Below are 19,421 nucleotides of genomic sequence, written 5' to 3'. Positions count from 1 at the left end.
GATTTTAGGCCGAGATGTGTATCCAGAAGGCGAAGGTAGATACATGAGGTAGCGTTTTTAGACTGAGATGTGTATCCAGAAAGAGAAGGTGGGTACATGAGTGAGAGGTTTTCGGCTGTGATGTGTATCCAGGAGGAGAAGGTGGATACACGAGTGAGAGGTTTTCGGCTGAGATGTGTACCCAGAAGGTGAGGCTGGATACATAAGTGAGTGATTTTAGGCCAGATGTGTATCCAGAGAGAGAAGGTGGGTACATGAGAGAGTGATTTTAGGCCGAGATGTGTATCCAGAAAGAGAAGGTGGGTACATGAGTGAGAGGTTTTCGGCTGTGATGTGTATCCAGAAGGAGAAGGTGGATACACGAGTGAGTGGTTTTCGGCTGAGATGTGTATCCAGAGAGAGAAGGTGGATACATAAGTGAGTGATTTTAGGTAGAGATGTGTATCCAGGAGGAGAAGGTGGATACATAAGTAAGTGATTTTAGGTTGATGTGTATCCAGAAGGAGAAGGTGGGTACACGAGAGAGTGGTTTTAGGTTGAGATGTGTACCCAGAAGGTGAAGGTGGATACATGAGAGAGCGGATCTTGACTGAGATGTGTATCCAGAGAGAGAAGGTGGATACACGAGAGAGCGGTTTTAAGCCCAGATATGTACCCAGAGAGAGAAGGTGGGTACACGAGTGAGCGGTTTTAGGCTGAGATATGTATCCAGAACACGAAGGTGGGTACATGAGAGAGTGGTTCAAGGCAGGAATATATATTCAGAACGCGGGCAGCAGGAGGGTATAATTCTAGGTAACCACCTCAAAGCCATGATAAGAATATCGAGTAAAGGAGACTCAAAATGATATCACTTAGCATACTGGACTACTCTCCGATTGATGAAGGATCGGATGCTCATCAAGCTCTTTGGGAAACAACGGAATTAGCGAAGCATGCAGAATCACTCGGGTTTAAACGATTCTGGGTGTCCGAGCACCATATGGTCCATTCCGTTGCAGGCAGCAGTCCCGAGATGCTGATGATGCATTTGGCAGGCAGCACGTCCTATATTCGTATCGGCTCAGGAGGTGTGATGCTGCCTCACTACAGCAGTTATAAGGCAGCGGAGAATTTTCGGATAATGGAAGCCCTTCACCCTAACAGAATTGATATGGGCATCGGCAGGTCGCCGAGCTACCGGTTGGTCAATCAAGCGTTGAATGAAGGGAAAACCAAGAGGCAGTCCTATGAGCAGCAAGTTGAGGACTTGAAAAAATATTTTACAGACAACACCAGGGACGAACACCGTTTTCAACCACTGGTCGCATCGCCGGTCATACCAACTAAACCCGAAATGTGGATGCTGGGTACAGGAGAAAGAGGTGCGCGGGCAGCAGCGTCCCAGGGCCTTGGTTATGTATTCGCTCACTTCGCCAAGCCGGGTATGAGTGGTGTGAAAATCGTTGAAGATTATCGTAAACACTTTGAGCCCTCTCCATTTTTAGACAAACCCAAAACAATTATTTCGCTATTTGCCGTTGTCGGAGAAACAGAAGAAGAAGCTGAGGATCTGGCAAAAGCATTCGATCTGTGGCTGTATTTTGTGGAGTCGGAAAACCAGCCGCCTTATTACCCTTCCATCGAGACAGCCAAAGAACGGGGATTTACCGCTGACGAAGAAGTCAAAGTGAAAAAGAACCGCAGCCGGATGATCATTGGGACTGCGGCGACAGTCAGTAAAGAGATCAAAAGAATTGCCGAAGCTTTTGATACGGACGAAATCATGATCATCCCGAATGTATCCAAAATTGAGAATCGAAAAAAAGTCATTGAATTGCTGGCTGAGGAATTTCACCTGAAAACTCAATAACTCAAAATGTATACACATATAGCTAACTCTTACGATTGCTGGTTTAACCATGCACTCCTTGGGAAATCTAAAAGAAAGGCATCTTTCTTAAAATATTCTCTTGTCATACAGTTCTTAGCTCTCATTCTTAACGTAAGGTTGACTGGAGCGTCGTTCAGCTGCACTCCAGATAACAAAAATCTGTATGAATAGAGCAATAAGAAATGCCGCAAAACAGAAAAGGAGTGGGACCTTGGAATTTTCATTGAGTTTTATCATCAATATCATCATCGCCGTCTATTTATTCGTCGATGCCAGGAAACGCGGTAAGAACCCGTGGCTTTGGGGGATTTTAGGGCTGATTTTCGGTGCGATCGTACTGGGGATTTATTTTATCCAGACAGGCAGAAAAGGACTGGGATGGGTCATTGTCATTCTGGCCATCCTGTGGTTTATCCTCGCATTGATATTAGGAATTGTCGGGGCTCTTTTCGGGCTGTTAGTTTAATGGAGAACACCGGTTGCTTAGGAGCAGCTGGTGTTTTTTTTCGTTTTCTAAAAATTTTATATTGAGAAGAAAACTAGAGAAGCAAGAACAATTGATCCGGCTGACGATCCCAATTCCCGATGAAAACCCACATTTATGGTTAAAATATAAAAAATAGTCTATTTATATAGGATAACAAGAATCGCAACTCGAAGGAGTGAAGGTGGATGTATAAGTATTCTGATGACAGCCTGGCTTTACATACAGACTTGTATCAAATCAATATGGCCAAGACCTATTGGGAAGATGGGATCCATGATAAAAAAGCGGTGTTTGAACTATTTTTCCGGAAACTGCCTTTTGGAAACGGGTACGCGGTGTTCGCCGGCCTGGAAAGGGTCATACGCTATATTGAAAACTTTCATTTCAGTGAATCGGATATTGAATTCCTGCGGGAGGAAGTTGGCTACGATGAGGCATTTTTACAGTATTTGAAGGAACTTCGTTTTACGGGAAGTGTCCGTTCGATGAAGGAAGGGGAGCTGGCATTCGGAAACGAGCCGTTGATCAGGGTGGAAGCTCCCCTGGCACAAGCACAGCTACTGGAAACAGCCCTTCTCAATATTGTGAATTTCCAAACCTTGATTGCGACGAAAGCGGCAAGGATCAGGGAAGTCGTTCAAGATGAGGTCGTGATGGAGTTCGGTACAAGGCGGGCCCAGGAGATGGATGCCGCCATTTGGGGAACGAGGGCAGCATTCATTGGAGGCTTCAATGCGACAAGCAATGTCCGCGCAGGCAAGCTGTTTGGCATCCCGGTCGCTGGGACTCATGCCCATTCAATGGTACAGGCCTATCGCGATGACTATACTTCTTTTAAAAAATATGCTGAATCCCACAAGGACTGTGTGTTCCTGGTCGATACCTATGATACGTTGAAATCAGGAGTGCCGGCCGCAATCCAGGTTGCGAAGGAGATGGGAGACCGGATCAATTTTAAAGGAATCCGCCTGGACAGCGGCGACATGGCTTACTTATCAAAAAGAGCAAGGGTGATGCTGGATGAAGCGGGCTTCCATGATGCCGGGATCGTTGCCTCGAATGATCTTGACGAGTACACGATCATGAACTTGAAAGCCCAGGGAGCTAAAATTGATACCTGGGGAATCGGAACCAAGCTCATCACCGGCTATGATCAGCCTGCACTTGGAGCAGTTTACAAGCTGGTGTCGATCGAGAACGAAAAAGGTGAAATGACTGATACAATTAAAATTTCTAGCAATGCCGAAAAAGTGTCCACTCCCGGCTTGAAGAATGTCTACAGAATCATCAACAGAACGAGCGGCAAGTCAGAAGGAGACTACATCACTCTGGAAGAGGAAAAACCGCAGGAGCAGGACCGGATCAAAATGTTCCATCCCGTCCATACGTTCATCAGTAAGTTTGTCACCAATTTTGAAGCGAAAGACCTTCATACCGATGTGTTCAAGGATGGACAGCTTGTCTATAAGCTGCCGTCTCTGCAGGAAATCCGGGCCTATTTAGAGGAAAGCATTGATCTCCTTTGGGATGAGTATAAGCGTCTGATGAACCCCGAGGATTATCCGGTGGACTTAAGTGAAAAGTGCTGGAACAACAAAATGCGCAATATCGAGAATGTCAAACAGAAGGTCCAGGAATACCAGGACAGCGCCAAGAGCTAAGGGTTCCATGTTTGTAGCCTCTCGTGCAAAGGTATTATAATAGTAGAATAGTTAAAAAATCCTGTCAGGAGAGTGAAATCACAAGATGGATTCTTTGCAAAAACAAATTGTTGAAGAAATGAAAGTGAAACCGGAAATCGACCCTAAAGAAGAAATCAGAAGAAGTGTCGACTTGATGAAAAATTACTTAAAAAAGTATCCCTTTCTGAAAAGCCTTGTACTCGGCATCTCAGGGGGCCAGGATTCCACACTAGTCGGGAAGCTGGCACAGCAAGCGGTGAATGAACTGAACGAAGAGAACGGTACGGATGAATACCAATTTGTCGCTGTCCGCCTTCCTTATGGAAAACAAAATGACGAACAAGATGCCCTGGATGCGATCGAGTTCATCCAACCAAGCAAATCCTACACAGTCAACATCAAAGGAGCCGTCGACGCAAGCGCAACGGCTATGAAGGAAGCTGGAGTCCCGCTCTCAGACTTTACCAAAGGCAACGAAAAAGCAAGAGAACGCATGAAGGTTCAGTACAGCATGGCTGCCATGAGTAATGGTGTGGTTCTCGGGACGGATCACTCCGCCGAAGCGGTAACAGGCTTCTATACCAAACACGGTGACGGAGCTGCAGACCTTGTGCCGATTTTCCGCTTGAACAAGCGTCAGGGCCGAGAGCTTCTTATGGAACTAGGTGCCCCTGAGCATCTATACACTAAAATCCCAACAGCCGACCTGGAAGATGACCGCCCGCTTCTTGCTGACGAAGACGCATTGGGAGTAACCTATAACGAAATTGACGACTACCTTGAAGGAAAAGAAGTATCAGAACACGCTGCTAAAATCATCAGCGGCCACTTCCTCAAAACAAGGCACAAACGCGAACTGCCAATCAGCGTGTTTGATGATTGGTGGAAGGAATAATTTAATTTTGAAGAGACCGGCTGGTGAATACCTTGCCGGTCTTTGTGCTTAAGCTCTTTCCGTAAATTTTTTTGCGCCAGATAACGGCAAAATAGGCGTTACCGACCTTTTGTTATGCAAGGGAAAGACCGGCGGTTCATTGCGTGTTAATGACCGACAGCTAAAGGTGGACGCCCCGAAGGTTATTGTATAAAATTAACATATCTGAAGGGAAGGAATGATGCTGCTTGATCATGAAAGAGCGGGGTGTACCCCGGGAGCTGATAATATTAAGAGGTCTTCGGCCAAGGATGAATTTCAGCGAAAGTGAAGAAAGCTATTACCTCTACAAAGAAAAAGGATACGAAGGGGAAATGAACTTCGATAAGTGGGCAGTGCCGCTGTCGGTATCGGAAAAAATGATTTTCCTGAATGACGTAAATCTTAATCAAAACAATAACCATTTCCAAGTCGACTCATTCGGATTCTCCTCGGGCACCCTCCATCATTTTGAAGTCAAAAACCTCGAAGGCGACTACTCCATAGACAAAGGGAAATGGGTTTCTCCATTAGGAAACCCTGTTAAAAACCCCCTAATTCAAGTTGATAAAACAGAAACCCTATTAAACCAACTAATCAATAACCACAGTATCCCCCTCACTGTAAAGTCTCACCTCATTTTAATCAATCCCGAATTCCACCTCTACAATGTCCCGTCCAATCTGCCCATCGTCTATCCAGCTCAAATGAACCGCTTTCGGAATAGCCTCCTGCACAACTCTTCGAAAATCAGAAATGCCGATATCCGCGCAGCCGAGAAACTATTAGCTCTCAATATTGGAGAGTCTAACTATAGTAGTGTGCCGAAGTACCGCTTTGATGAGTTGCGCAAAGGAATGGTTTGTCCTGGGTGCGGTGAGTTTTATGCGGAGTTTAAAAGAGTCCTTTGCTGCGGGTTTTGCGGAGGGAAGGAGTACAGCCCTGATGCTATATTGCGGAGTGTGGAGGAGTTTAGGTTTTTGTTTCCTGATGTTAAAGTTACCACTAAAAATATTTTTGACTGGTGTGGAGTAATAAAAGATGAAAGAACCATACAGAGGGTACTGAGAGCAAATCTTCAGTTGATAGGGAATAAAAGATCTTCCTATTATATTTAATAGTTAATTGAAAGGACCTGACCAGAAAAAGAAACTAATGCAGTAAAGAGAGTGTGTAAACATCATCAAACCGTCAGAAAAAGAACCTGATGTAGTAAAGAGAGCCTTTTAACATCATCAAACCGTCAGAAAAAGAACCTGATGTAGTAAAGAGAGCCTTTTAACAGCATCAAACCGCCAGAAAAGGAATCTGATGTAGTAAAGAGAGCGTTTAAACAGCATCAAACCGCCAGAAAAGGAATCTGATGTAGTAAAGAGAGCGTTTAAACAGCATCAAACCGTCAGAAAAGGAATYTGATGTAGTAAAGAGAGCGTTTAAACAGCATCAAACCGCCAGAAAAGGAATCTGATGTAGTAAAGAGAGCGTTTAAACAGCATCAAACCGTCAGAAAAGGAATCTAATGCAGTAAAGAGAGCGGTTATACATCATCAAACCGCCAGAAAAGGAATCTGATGTAGTAAAGAGAGCCTTTTAACATCATCAAACCGCCAGAAAGGGAACCTGATGCAGTAAAGAGAGCGTTTAAACATCATCAAACCTCCAGAAAAGGAATCTGATGTAGTAAAGAGAGCCTTTTAACAGCATCAAACCACCAAAAAGGGAACCTGATGTAGTAAAGAGAGCCTTTTAACAGCATCAAACCGCCAGAAAAAGAATCTAATGCAGTAAAGAGAGCATTTAAACAGCATCAAACCGTCAGAAAAGGAATTTGATGTAGTAAGGAGAGCCTTTTAACAGCATCAAACCGCCAGAAAGACTAATAGATGCAGTTAGAATTGCAAGCAATCAATTATCCACCAAAAAATTCCCAAACCCATCACCATATCAAAATAATGTATTTTGTTATATAATTGTAACAGAAAATTCAGATTGTTAATCCGTCAGTAAACCATGAGAGAAGGGCCCTAGTAAAGAAGTCTAAAAGAAAAGATTAATATCAAAGATTAGACAAAATACCTAAAGATTCTCTATATTATTAAAATATTCTGAAGGGTTTTCACCCCCTTCCCGAGAATGTAATAAGTAAATAGACAGGTATATGTCAGTCAGAGCCTCAGGAGGGAAAAGAATGACGACAAACGTTATGAATCCAAAGTTACAGAATGTGATAGATAATATTGAGAAAGTGATGATCGGAAAGAGGACCGTCGCTGAATTGAGCCTGGTGGCGCTTTTAGCGAATGGGCACGTGCTTCTTGAAGACGTACCGGGTGTGGGGAAAACGATGATGGTCCGTGCTCTCGCGAAGTCGGTGGGAGCATCGTTCAAGCGGATCCAGTTTACGCCTGACCTGCTGCCCTCAGATGTAATCGGTGTTTCGATTTATAATCCGAGAGACAGTGAGTTCCATTTCAGGCCGGGGCCGATCATGGGAAACATCATCCTTGCCGATGAGATTAACCGTACATCGCCAAAGACACAGTCCGCGCTGCTTGAGGGAATGGAAGAGCACAGTGTGACGATTGACGGTGTTACCCGTAAGCTTGATAAGCCGTTCTTCGTAATGGCGACACAGAACCCGATTGAGTATGAAGGTACATATCCTCTTCCGGAAGCGCAATTGGACCGTTTTCTTCTTAAGATGAAAATGGGTTATCCCGAGATGGAGGAAGAAATGGAAATTCTTCACCGTGCTCAGAAAAATCCGCCGATAGAGGATTTGGATGCGGTCATTTCGCTGGAAGAGCTTCGCATGCTTCAGGAGGAAGTTAAAGAAATTATAGTGGATGATACCCTGAAAAAATATATCGTGGAAATTGCCCACAGAACAAGACTTCATGCCCAGGTGTATCTGGGAGCGAGCCCGCGTGGATCGATTGCGTTGATGAGGGCTTGCCAGGCGTATGCCTACTTGAAAAATAGGGATTATGTAATTCCGGATGACGTTCAGTATCTTGCTCCATTCGTCTTCTCGCACCGGATCATTTTGAAATCAGAAGCTAAATATGAAGGCATTACTGCTGAGGATGTAGTGGAACGTGTCATTGCCCGGATTCCTGTGCCTGTTCAAAGGCTTGTGAGATAGATGAAGAAGAGATTACAGCTTTTAAAGGTGATAGGCAAGCTGCTGCTGCTCATTGTTCTATGGGCAGTGACACTTGTTTACGCATTGTTTCAAGGGGGGTTCGTCAGCTGGTTCCTGTTCTACAGCTTTGTTCCTTTTGCCTTGTTTTCCCTGATGGTTTCGATGTACCCGCTGTCCAATTTCGAAGTGGAACGTACGTTTAAATCAAACGATTTTAAAGCGGGGGAATCGATGGAAGTGTCACTCCGCATCAGGAGGAAATTTCCGTTTCCATTGTTTTATCTGGTTGCGGACGATATCGTATCTCCTTCGATTTTTTACCGATCTTCTTTTCAAAAAGCTAAATCCATCATTTACCCTGGTTTCAGGAGGGAAATTCATTTGAGATACACCATCGATGAACTGCCGCGGGGAGAGCATCATTTCTCTGCAGTCCGGTTAAAGACAGGTGACTTCTTAGGGATATTTGAAAAAGAGACGACGGTAACGAGTTCCAACACCCTTCTTGTGTACCCTTCCTTTGTTGATGTGGTCTACCGCCCGATGGAAAGCCGGTATGATCAGGGGATGACTTCTTCCAATGTGAAGATCCAGAAGGATACCACGATGGCGACGGGAATCAAGGAATATCAGCCAGGGGACCGTTTTTCCTGGATCCACTGGAAATCCTTTGCCCGTACAAATGAGTTGATGACCAAAGAATTTGAAGAGAGGCAGTCACACGACGTGCTGGTGGTACTTGACCGTGAATCTTCACAGGCTTTCGAACCGATGGTCACTTTTGCAGCTTCGATTTTAAAAGCCATTTTGAGAAAAGGTGCCCAGGCAGGCTTGCTTTCCATTGGGGAAGACCATGTTTCCTTCCCAATCAGAGGGGGCGAGGAGCACCAGCGCCAGCTTTATCATCATTTGGCGAAAGTGAAGGCTGATGGCAAGTATGATCTTTCCAAGGTCCTTGAGGGAGAGGGGATCAATTATCAGCAATCTGCTGCAGTCATGTTCATTACGAGTTCCATTTCAAAAAAATTGATATCGACGGTGAGATCGTATGCCAAACGGAATTCGTCAGTAGTCATCTTTTTAATTAAGGAAAAAGGGGCATACCTCACAGATGAGGAGAAAGCCTTGAAAGCAATGGCTGCCGGAAGGGGTATCTGGCTGAAGGTTAGTTATGAAGGTGAATTCGATTCTGCGTTTTCGGAGGTGAAGAACGCATGAATAACGGAGCACAGCCCATGAAGTTCCAGCGGGTCCTTCTATATGGTCTCGCATTCATTTTGTTATGGGAATGGTTACGGCCGCTGAATGAAGTTACGGATACAGGGAACATAGAATATTTTGTCGCATTCATCTTCCTGTCGATGGTACTGTATTACTTCAATATGAATAAATTCCTGTCGTTTTCCATCAAAACGATTTTTATTTTGTTTTCGCTTTATCATCTATATTCAAAGGATACTTTTCTTCATCCTGCAGAAGAAATGATAAGAGAACTTTGGGACAATATTGGATTAACAATAGGCAGAGAGTGGTCAATGCTTTCGGATATGTACCGCAGCCTTTTGTTTTTCATTCTGCTGTGGCTGATGACATATTTGATTCATTATTGGCTGTCTGTCAGAAAAAGTATGCTCTTGTTTTATATCATGACCATCATCTATATCAGTTTGCTTGATACTTTTACATCGTTTGATGCGAAAGGCGCAATCATCCGGGTCATTATTCTTGGATTCCTGCTTCTCGGAATGCTGGCCCTTCTTCGCTTGAAGGACCAGGAGAGCCTGCGGGGTTCCAGGCTGGGTGCAGGGAGATGGATGATTCCGCTGGTGATTATGATCGGGGTAAGTTCGGTGCTGGCTTTTGCTGGACCTAAGATTGATCCTGTCTGGCCGGACCCGGTTCCGTACCTGAAGGCATTTGCCGATGATAATGATGGTGTCGGCAGTGGTGTTTCCAAGCTCGGTTATGGAACAGATGACAGCCGTCTTGGCGGTCCGTTCCGGGGTGACCCGAAGACGGTGTTCGATGCGGATGTGGTCAGGGAACACTATTGGAGAATCGAGAGTAAGGATATCTATACCGGCCAAGGCTGGGAGCGAACGGGTACTGAGGAGTCAGAAGAGAGTGCCACGTTCGCTTCGGGGGAAGAAGTGCCGCTCAATTTAACTGAAGCTGACCCGGAAAGGGAGCCTGATTCAGAAGTACTAAAAGTAAGGGAACCCTATTCTCATGTGGTTTATCCTTATGGTGTCAGTTCTTTTCAAGGAAATGAAGAGGGGACATTCTCCATCAGTGAGGATACTACAAAAATCACAACTCTGAGAGATCAGGAAAAAGTGAAGCTTGAAGAATACAGTGTTCAATACCGCAATCCTGTATACTCTCTGAAAGGATTGGAATCTGTTTCGGAAGAATCGTTCTCAGAAGAAACACAGCCGTTTCTTGAAAAATATACCCAGCTTCCGGAAGAACTGCCGGAGAGGGTAAGGGAACTGGCGGAAACCATCACGGCAGATGAGGAAAACTGGTATCAAAAAGTGAGAGCGATCGAAGGGTATTTCAGTGAGGAAGGCTTCGTGTATGAACAGACGGAAGTGCCTGTCCCTGAAGAAGGGCAGGACTATGTCGATCAGTTCTTGTTTGAAACACAGATGGGATACTGTGATAACTACTCCACTTCCATGGTTGTTCTAGTGCGAGCGCTTGGCATTCCTGCGAGATGGGTCAAGGGTTATACAGAAGGGGAGTATCAACGAACGGTCGATACCCAATATAAGACGTATAAAGTAACGAACAATAACGCCCACTCCTGGGTAGAAGTGTATTTCCCTGGAGAAGGCTGGGTCCAGTTCGAGCCTACTGTCGGTTTTACCGGAAGCACGATCGTAAACTATGATTATGAACTTCCTGAAACGGATGAAACAGCGGCAGTGCCTGCACCGGAACCTGAGACACCTGAGAAGGATATGACACCGGAAGATGAAGAGGCTTCCGGCAGCAATTCATCAAGCTTTTCCCTCGCTGGTTTGTGGGAGGATACTGTGAACAGCGTTAAGGATCATTGGGAAAAAATCCTGCTGGTTATCCTTGCGATTACTATAATCGGTTATGGGGTTTTCCTGGTGAGAAGGCGCTGGCTGCCTTACATCCTAATCCCATATTATAAGTTCAAAAAGGATGAAGATACCTTCCCGAAAGCCTACCTGGCGCTGCTGGATCAGTTGAAGCGCTATGGTCTGGAAATGGATGAAGGACAGACCCTTAGAGCTTATTCGCGTTATGTGGATTCTTTCTTTGGCAGCAGGGAGATGACGTCCCTCACTGACAAATATGAACGAACGCTTTACGGTCAAAAGCTTACGGAGCATGATTGGAATCAGCTCCAGGAATTGTGGGAAAATTTAATTAAAAGGACAACAGGTTGACCATCGCTCCTTCCCGTTATAAAATGATGTCGAAATGTAAATAAATACGGTTTGCAAACCTTCATATATCCTCGAAGATATGGTTCGAAAGTCTCTACCGGGTCACCGTAAATGATCTGACTATGAAGGCAGTATTCATTTTGATGTGATATAAGCGTGAGGGATCAAAACCAGAATTCTGCCTTTATATAAGGCTGGATTCTGGTTTTTTTTCGATGGGAGAAAATGTTTTTAAGAGGTTTGCCGTTTCAGGATTCGGTTGAGATAGCTGAATACGGCTGTAGTGCCTGGGCCTTTGAGTTTGTTAAACGATAAGGGCACTTGCACAGTTAACCCTTTTTTGGGCAAAATAGTGTAATAAATGAACGAAATAACTCTATGAGGTGAACAGGATGACGGGAAAAGCGGAATTGCATAATCAGGAAATGATTGTCGTTTTGGATTTCGGCAGTCAGTATAATCAGTTGATCACGAGAAGGATTCGTGAGTTTGGTGTGTACAGTGAACTTCACCCGCACACGATTACAGTGGAAGAAATTAAAGAGATGAATCCAAGCGGCATCATCTTCTCCGGCGGTCCTAACAGTGTTTACGGAGAGGATGCTTTCCGTTGTGACGAAAGGATCTTTGATTTGGATGTCCCGATTTTGGGAATCTGCTACGGCATGCAGTTAATGACGATGCACTTTGGCGGGAAAGTGGAAAGAGCTAAGCACCGAGAATATGGAAAAGCCAAGCTGACTGTAGAGCACTCTTCAAAATTGTTCGGCAGCCTGCCTGAGGAGCAGATCGTCTGGATGAGCCACGGTGATCTGGTTGTGGAAGCTCCTGAAGGTTTCACAGTGGATGGGACTAACCCGTCTTGTCCGATTGCGTCAATGAGCGATGAGGGTAGAGGCTTATATGCTGTTCAATTCCACCCGGAAGTCCGTCATTCTCAATACGGAAATGACTTGCTGAAGAATTTTGTCTTTGATATTTGCGGATGTACAGATGATTGGTCCATGGAGAACTTTATTGAAATTGAAATGGAGAAAATCCGCCAGACAGTCGGAGATAAAAAAGTCCTTTGTGCTCTTAGCGGCGGTGTAGATTCTTCTGTGGTAGCAGTATTGATCCATAAAGCCATCGGCGATCAGCTGACATGTATCTTTGTTGATCATGGATTGTTGAGGAAAGATGAAGCAGAAGGTGTCATGAAGACATTCTCCGAAGGCTTCAATATGAATGTGATCAAAGTGGATGCGAAGGAACGCTTCATGAATAAATTGAAAGGTGTTTCTGATCCTGAGCAGAAGCGCAAGATTATCGGAAATGAATTTATTTATGTTTTCGATGATGAAGCCACAAAGCTCGAAGGAATTGATTACCTGGCTCAAGGAACGCTCTATACAGACATCATTGAGAGCGGAACCGCGACTGCGCAGACAATCAAGTCTCACCATAATGTCGGCGGCCTTCCGGAAGATATGCAGTTCCAGCTGATCGAACCTTTGAATACCCTTTTCAAGGATGAGGTCCGTGCGCTCGGCAGTGAAATGGGGATCCCTGATGAAATCGTCTGGCGCCAGCCGTTCCCGGGACCTGGCCTTGGCATTCGCGTGCTGGGTGAAATATCCGAAGAGAAGCTTGAAATTGTGAGAGAGTCCGATCATATTCTTCGTGAAGAGATCAAAAAAGCCGGTCTTGACCGTGATATCTGGCAGTACTTCACTGTTCTTCCTGATATCCGCAGCGTCGGTGTTATGGGAGATGCCCGCACGTATGACTACACAATCGGCATCAGAGCAGTTACATCGATCGATGGAATGACTTCGGATTGGGCAAGGATTCCTTGGGATGTACTTGAGTTGATCTCCACAAGGATTGTCAATGAAGTCGATCACATCAACCGGGTGGTTTATGATATTACGAGCAAGCCGCCGGCAACGATTGAGTGGGAATAAAACCTTTTACGAACGTTAATAAAAATTAATATCAAAATGTTCGTGTTTCATATTGACTAGTACGGTTCACCTTGTTACAATAACAATGAACTTAATTAGATAACTAACATTACGTCGTATAATTTTGGGGATAAGGCCCAGCAGTTTCTACCGAGCTACCGTAAATGGCTTGACTACGAGGTGATGGTTTGTGAAGACTAGTCTATGATTCATGCTATCATTTATTCTTTGAAACTAGTTTTTCTTACCATACCAGTATGTCATGCCCTGAACGACGGTCGTTCAGGGCGTTTTTCTGTCCAGGCGGAACACCTTAACCAAAACGGCGGACATTTTAGAGGAGGTAAGGAAAATGAAAAAGTTTTTCCAATTTGATGAGCTTGGCACCACCTACAGTCGTGAATTCATAGGCGGATTAACAACATTCTTGTCGATGGCCTATATCCTGGTCGTCAACCCAATCACGCTGTCTTTACAATCTGTACCGGACCTGCCGGACAGTATGAGAATGGATTATGGCGCGGTATTCGTCGCAACAGCTTTGGCAGCGGCAATCGGTTCTCTCATTATGGGACTGATAGCCAAATATCCGATTGCTCTGGCACCGGGTATGGGACTGAACGCATTCTTTGCATACACCGTTGTGTTAACAATGGGCATTACTTGGCAAGCGGCTTTAACAGGAGTTTTGATTTCAGGATTGATCTTCATTGTTCTGACATTGACAGGTCTCCGTGAAAAAATCATTAATTCCATACCTGCAGAATTGAAATTCGCGGTTGGAGCAGGTATTGGACTTTTCATTACATTCGTTGGCTTTCAAAATGCAGGAATCATTACGAATAATGATGCTACACTCGTGGGTCTTGGTGATTTGGCAAGCGGCACTACACTTTTGGCTGTGTTCGGTATCTTCATCACAGTCATTCTGATGACAAGAGGAATCAAGGGCGGAATTTTCTTCGGAATGGTCGCAACAGCGATCGTTGGTATGATCTTTGGTCTTGTTGAACTTCCAAACCAGATTTTCGGTGCGATTCCAAGCTTGGAGCCGACTTTCGGTGCTGCTCTCAATCCGCTTTTCAATGACATATCAAGTGTTTTCACCATTCAAATGCTGGTGGTTGTATTAACATTTTTATTCGTAGATTTCTTTGATACAGCTGGAACTCTTGTGGCGGTAGCGAACCAAGCAAACCTGATGAAGGACAACAAACTTCCAAGAGCGGGCAAGGCTCTTTTTGCAGATTCATGTGCGACAGTGGTTGGAGCGGTATTAGGGACTTCGACAACAACTTCTTACATTGAATCTTCTGCAGGGGTTGCAGCAGGAGCGAGGTCAGGGTTTGCATCTGTAGTGACAGCCGGATTCTTCTTGCTTTCACTGTTCTTCTTCCCGCTGCTTGAAGTAATCACAGCACCGGTAACAGCGCCGGCGTTAATCATCGTTGGGGTTCTGATGGTTTCAGCGATAGGAAAGATTGACTGGAACAAATTCGAAATTGCCGTACCTGCTTTCTTGACGGTTATCGCGATGCCGTTGACGTACAGTATCGCAACAGGAATTGCGGTCGGGTTCATCTTCTATCCAATCACGATGCTCATGAAGGGCCGTGGAAAAGAGATCCACCCGATCATGTACCTTCTGTTTGCCATCTTTGTTCTATATTTTATCTTCTTGGTTTAAAATCACAGCAGCATCTCTTTTGGAGGGGCTGTTTTTTTATTGTTAAGAAATAATTGAATTAATCTTGGTTGACAGGGGCTGATCAAGGCGCTTCCGCTTTTGATCCGTCCAGCTCCAGCGCCTAGCCCCTCGGGGTCAAATAACCCAAAGAGAATAAAAGGAAAGCCCGCCTTTTTTTCTCTTTGGAACATTTGCCTGTCGGGGCTGATCAAGGCGCTTACGCTTTTGTGGACAACAATGATTGAAAAGAGAATGCGCTTTCGTTAGAATCAATAAGATACTAGAGTCTAACCTGAAAAAGAGGGAAAGCTGCATGGTTCATATAGAAGTAAAGAAAGTACTCAACAATAATGTCCTGATTGCCAAGCATGAAAGCTATGATGAAGTGGTGCTTATCGGAAAGGGGATTGGTTTCACAGCAAAAAAGGGAGACCGTATTGAAAATGATATCGTCGAGAAGATGTTTGTTTTAAAAGGACAGAAAGAGCAGGAGCAGTACAAGATGCTGCTGCCGTATCTGGAGGAAGATATGCTGGATACCATCATCTCTGCGATAGAACTGATCAGAAACAGAACAAACTCTTTTCTCAATGAACATATCCATGTCGCTCTCACAGACCATATATTGTTTGCGATGAACAGGCTGATGAAGGGCATGGCGATACGCAATCCTTTCCTCATGGAAACCAAAGCTCTCTACCCGTTTGAATATGAAGTGGCCAAAGATGTTATCACTCTTTTAAATGAAGAAACCAACGTCGAACTGCCGGAAGGTGAAATCGGGTTCATTGCTCTGCATATCCACAGTGCGATGATGAACAAAGATCTTGCGCTGGTCAACCGGCATTCTCAACTGATAGGAACTTTGACTTCGATGATTGAAGAGACCCTCCAGGTTCACATCGATAAGGAGAGTGTTCCATATATGAGGCTTGTCCGCCATCTTAGATACACGATTGAGCGGGTATTGAGGCGGGAACGTGTACAGGAACCAGAAAAAATTGCTTTATTATTGAAAGAAGAATATCCGTTGTGCTATAATCTGTCGTGGAAATTAATCAAGATAATGCAGCAAACACTGAAAAAACCAGTGGACGATGCGGAAGCTGTCTATCTGACGATGCATCTGCAGCGGATACAGAATAAAGTTAAATAATGAACTTATCTCTTCACGTGTTACTGATACGATCAGGCATGAGTAAAGAAGATAATTGATTTGTGTATTTTGGGGTAATCTATCTCTATACACAATCAATGTCTCTTTTACTCATGCCTTTTTTGTGTTTGCCGCTATTATTTTGTCCATCAAAAACAATTTTGGGAGGTTATTACTTTGTTTAAAAAAGCATTCGGTGTTTTGCAAAAAGTAGGTAAAGCGTTAATGCTGCCAGTAGCGATTCTTCCTGCAGCCGGTATTTTACTAGCCCTTGGATCGGCACTTGAAAACCCGACGCTGCTCGACATCGCCCCTTTCCTTGAAACGGGATGGGTGGCCAATGTGGCAGCTGTCATGAAACAAGCCGGCGGTATTATCTTTGACAATCTCGCGCTTCTATTTGCAGTAGGTGTCGCAATCGGTCTCGCGGGTGGCGAAGGAGTCGCCGGCCTTGCAGCGATTGTAGGTTACTTAATTATGAATGCCACAATGGGAGCTGCCCTGGGCATTACAGCAGAAGAAGTCGCAGATAATACGGCATACGCAAGTGTGCTGGGAATCCCGACTCTGCAGACAGGTGTGTTTGGCGGGATAATTATCGGTATTCTGTCGGCCTATATGTACAATCGCTTCTTTAACATAGAATTGGCGTCTTACTTAGGTTTCTTTGCCGGTAAACGTTTTGTGCCGATAGCCACAGCCGCATCAGCCGTAATTGTTGGTTTATTGATGCTCATAGTGTGGCCGCCTGTACAGTCAGGTTTGAATACATTCTCCAATTTTATGCTGAATGAAAATAGAACATTTGCAGCATTAATCTTCGGGATTGTGGAACGATCATTGATTCCGTTCGGTCTGCATCATATCTTCTATTCACCATTCTGGTTCGAATTCGGTTCATATACTACGGAAGCAGGAAATGTTGTCCGTGGTGACCAGGCGATCTTCATGAAACAAATCCAGGATAACGTCCAGGAATTAACTGCCGGAACGTTCATGACGGGTAAGTACCCATTCATGATGTTCGGACTTCCAGCAGCAGCGCTGGCTATTTACCATGAAGCACGACCTGAAAGAAAGAAAATTGTTGCGGGGATCATGGGGTCTGCTGCTCTGACTTCTTTCCTTACGGGTATTACAGAACCGCTTGAATTTTCATTCCTTTTCGTAGCTCCAGTTCTTTTCGGGATCCATGCAGTCTTTGCCGGACTCTCGTTTATGACTATGCATTTGCTTGATGTAAAAATCGGTATGACATTCTCCGGGGGGCTGATCGACTACATCCTTTTCGGTGTTATCAATCCACAGACAAACTGGTGGCTTGTCATTCCAGTAGGGTTGGTATTCGCGGTCATCTATTACTTCGGTTTCCGATTCGCCATCCGCAAATTCAACCTGGCTACTCCAGGCCGTGAAGATGAAGAAGAAGACGAGGACGGAACGCCTTCAACAGGTTCTGACCTGGCGAACGATGTACTAGGAGCACTGGGCGGAAAAGAGAACATCGCTCACCTGGATGCATGTATCACCCGTCTTCGTGTATCAGTAAATGATGAGAAGCAAGTTGATAAAAACAGGTTGAAGAAATTAGGAGCCTCAGGAGTGCTTGAAGTAGGAAACAGCATCCAGGCGATTTTCGGTCCTAAGTCAGATACCCTGAAATCACAGATCAAAGATATCATGATGGGCAAAACGCCTCGAAAAGCAGAAACAAATGCTGATGAGGAAGTCGAACAGCAAATTGAAGAAGTCAATCCTGATGCTCTTCAAAATGAGGAAGACTTTGAAAACGAAAAATTTGTTTCTCCTATCACAGGGGAACTCAAAGATCTCTCTGAAGTACCTGACCAGGTTTTCTCGCAAAAAATGATGGGAGATGGATTTGCCATCCTGCCAACTGATGGCCTGATCGTATCTCCAGTAGACGGTAAGGTAGTCAATGTCTTCCCGACGAAGCATGCAATCGGCCTTGAATCCAAAGGTGGAAAAGAAGTGCTGATCCATGTTGGTATTGATACTGTTAAATTAGAAGGAAAAGGATTTGAGTCTCTGATAAAAGAAGGAGACAAAGTCGAAGCAGGCCAGCCGCTATTGAAAGTGGACCTCGACTACATCCGGAATAATGCTCCTTCTATTATTACACCGATCATCTTTACCAACCTGAAAGAGGGCAAGACTGTTACGATTGAAAAAGAAGGTAAGATAAACGCTAAAGATGAGAATATCATCTCTATTGATTAATGAAAAAGAAACCGGATCCTATTAAAGGGTCCGGTTTTTTGGTGTGTAATTACGGGATAAATAAGAGGGGAAATAAATTTAATAAAGACGGTTGACTCATATATAATAACTTGTTATACTGTTTAGACCGTCGCAGGAAACACAGCGGCTTAAGCAGCTCTTAAAAAGTTAAAATAACTTGTTGACAGAGTATGCGGATGATGATAAGATATAAAAGTTGCTTCAGACGGAGCGATGAAAAATGAATTTCGCAGAAGTTGACAGTGACGAAACGTCATGGTATGATAGACTTCTGGTTGATTGAACCTTGAAAACTGAACAAAACAAACAAAACGTCAACGTAAATCTAGTAAGAACATTGTTCTTACAAAGTTGCTAACACTTTAAAATTAGCAAATGAGCAAGTCAAACTTCTTTCGGAGAGTTTGATCCTGGCTCAGGACGAACGCTGGCGGCGTGCCTAATACATGCAAGTCGAGCGGATTGATGGGAGCTTGCTCCCTGAAATCAGCGGCGGACGGGTGAGTAACACGTGGGTAACCTGCCTGTAAGACTGGGATAACTCCGGGAAACCGGGGCTAATACCGGATAGTTCTTTTCCTCGCATGAGGAAAAGTGGAAAGGCGGCTTCGGCTGCCACTTACAGATGGACCCGCGGCGCATTAGCTAGTTGGTGAGGTAACGGCTCACCAAGGCAACGATGCGTAGCCGACCTGAGAGGGTGATCGGCCACACTGGGACTGAGACACGGCCCAGACTCCTACGGGAGGCAGCAGTAGGGAATCTTCCGCAATGGACGAAAGTCTGACGGAGCAACGCCGCGTGAGTGATGAAGGTTTTCGGATCGTAAAGCTCTGTTGTTAGGG

Annotated in this window: 12 protein-coding genes, 1 rRNA gene and 2 riboswitches; all 13 genes read left to right on the top strand. The window is 44.7% G+C overall.

All coding sequences use genetic code 11. The annotated features are described in order from the left end of the window. Positions 1-844: 844 nt before the first annotated feature. Positions 845-1,852: an LLM class flavin-dependent oxidoreductase gene (locus FZC79_RS21570; protein WP_148948704.1), complete on the top strand. Its 1,008-nt coding sequence runs from the start codon at positions 845-847 to the stop codon at positions 1,850-1,852. A 232-nt stretch (positions 1,853-2,084) separates the two neighbouring features. Continuing rightward, positions 2,085-2,339 (top strand): hypothetical protein, encoded by a 255-nt coding sequence (locus FZC79_RS21565; protein ID WP_148948703.1) that lies wholly within the window; start codon positions 2,085-2,087, stop codon positions 2,337-2,339. 206 nt (positions 2,340-2,545) lie between these two features. Beyond that, the gene (locus FZC79_RS21560) at positions 2,546-4,021 is read left to right on the top strand and encodes a nicotinate phosphoribosyltransferase (RefSeq protein ID WP_148948702.1); all 1,476 of its coding nucleotides are present in this window, start codon (positions 2,546-2,548) and stop codon (positions 4,019-4,021) included. Between the two features lie 85 nt (positions 4,022-4,106). Beyond that, positions 4,107-4,937, top strand: a complete 831-nt coding sequence (gene nadE / locus FZC79_RS21555; RefSeq protein ID WP_148948701.1) for an ammonia-dependent NAD(+) synthetase — start codon at positions 4,107-4,109, stop codon at positions 4,935-4,937. Between the two features lie 290 nt (positions 4,938-5,227). Then, positions 5,228-6,073, top strand: coding sequence for a nuclease-related domain-containing protein (locus FZC79_RS21550; protein WP_148948700.1), 846 nt, complete (start codon positions 5,228-5,230; stop codon positions 6,071-6,073). A 1,070-nt stretch (positions 6,074-7,143) separates the two neighbouring features. Beyond that, positions 7,144-8,100, top strand: coding sequence for an AAA family ATPase (locus FZC79_RS21545; protein WP_148942247.1), 957 nt, complete (start codon positions 7,144-7,146; stop codon positions 8,098-8,100). After that, on the top strand, positions 8,101-9,318 hold the full coding sequence (locus tag FZC79_RS21540; protein ID WP_148948699.1) for a DUF58 domain-containing protein: 1,218 nt from the start codon (positions 8,101-8,103) through the stop codon (positions 9,316-9,318). After that, the gene (locus FZC79_RS21535; protein WP_148948698.1) at positions 9,315-11,525 is read left to right on the top strand and encodes a DUF4129 domain-containing transglutaminase family protein; all 2,211 of its coding nucleotides are present in this window, start codon (positions 9,315-9,317) and stop codon (positions 11,523-11,525) included. Before FZC79_RS21540 ends, FZC79_RS21535 begins: the two co-directional genes overlap by 4 nt. A 41-nt stretch (positions 11,526-11,566) precedes the next feature. Then, positions 11,567-11,668: riboswitch (purine riboswitch) on the top strand. A gap of 249 nt (positions 11,669-11,917) precedes the next feature. After that, on the top strand, positions 11,918-13,471 hold the full coding sequence (guaA, locus tag FZC79_RS21530) for a glutamine-hydrolyzing GMP synthase (RefSeq protein WP_148948697.1): 1,554 nt from the start codon (positions 11,918-11,920) through the stop codon (positions 13,469-13,471). A 94-nt stretch (positions 13,472-13,565) separates the two neighbouring features. Further along, positions 13,566-13,667, top strand: a riboswitch (purine riboswitch). Between the two features lie 156 nt (positions 13,668-13,823). After that, the gene (locus FZC79_RS21525; RefSeq protein ID WP_148948696.1) at positions 13,824-15,158 is read left to right on the top strand and encodes an NCS2 family permease; all 1,335 of its coding nucleotides are present in this window, start codon (positions 13,824-13,826) and stop codon (positions 15,156-15,158) included. A gap of 313 nt (positions 15,159-15,471) precedes the next feature. Next, entirely contained in the window at positions 15,472-16,314 is an 843-nt protein-coding gene (gene glcT / locus FZC79_RS21515; RefSeq protein ID WP_148948695.1) for a glucose PTS transporter transcription antiterminator GlcT, read from the top strand. Positions 16,315-16,491: 177 nt separating this feature from the next. Further along, positions 16,492-18,555 carry a glucose-specific PTS transporter subunit IIBC gene (ptsG, locus tag FZC79_RS21510; protein ID WP_148948694.1) on the top strand — a complete coding sequence of 688 codons (2,064 nt, stop codon included), beginning with the start codon at positions 16,492-16,494 and terminating at the stop codon, positions 18,553-18,555. A gap of 413 nt (positions 18,556-18,968) precedes the next feature. Further along, positions 18,969-19,421 (top strand): 16S ribosomal RNA (locus FZC79_RS21505); the annotation flags it as partial.

The organism is Rossellomorea vietnamensis (assembly GCF_008180615.1).
GTDB classification, from domain to species: domain Bacteria; phylum Bacillota; class Bacilli; order Bacillales; family Bacillaceae_B; genus Rossellomorea; species Rossellomorea vietnamensis_D.
Note: the sequence above shows the minus strand (reverse complement) of the source record. Positions and strands in the feature narration are given on the sequence as shown.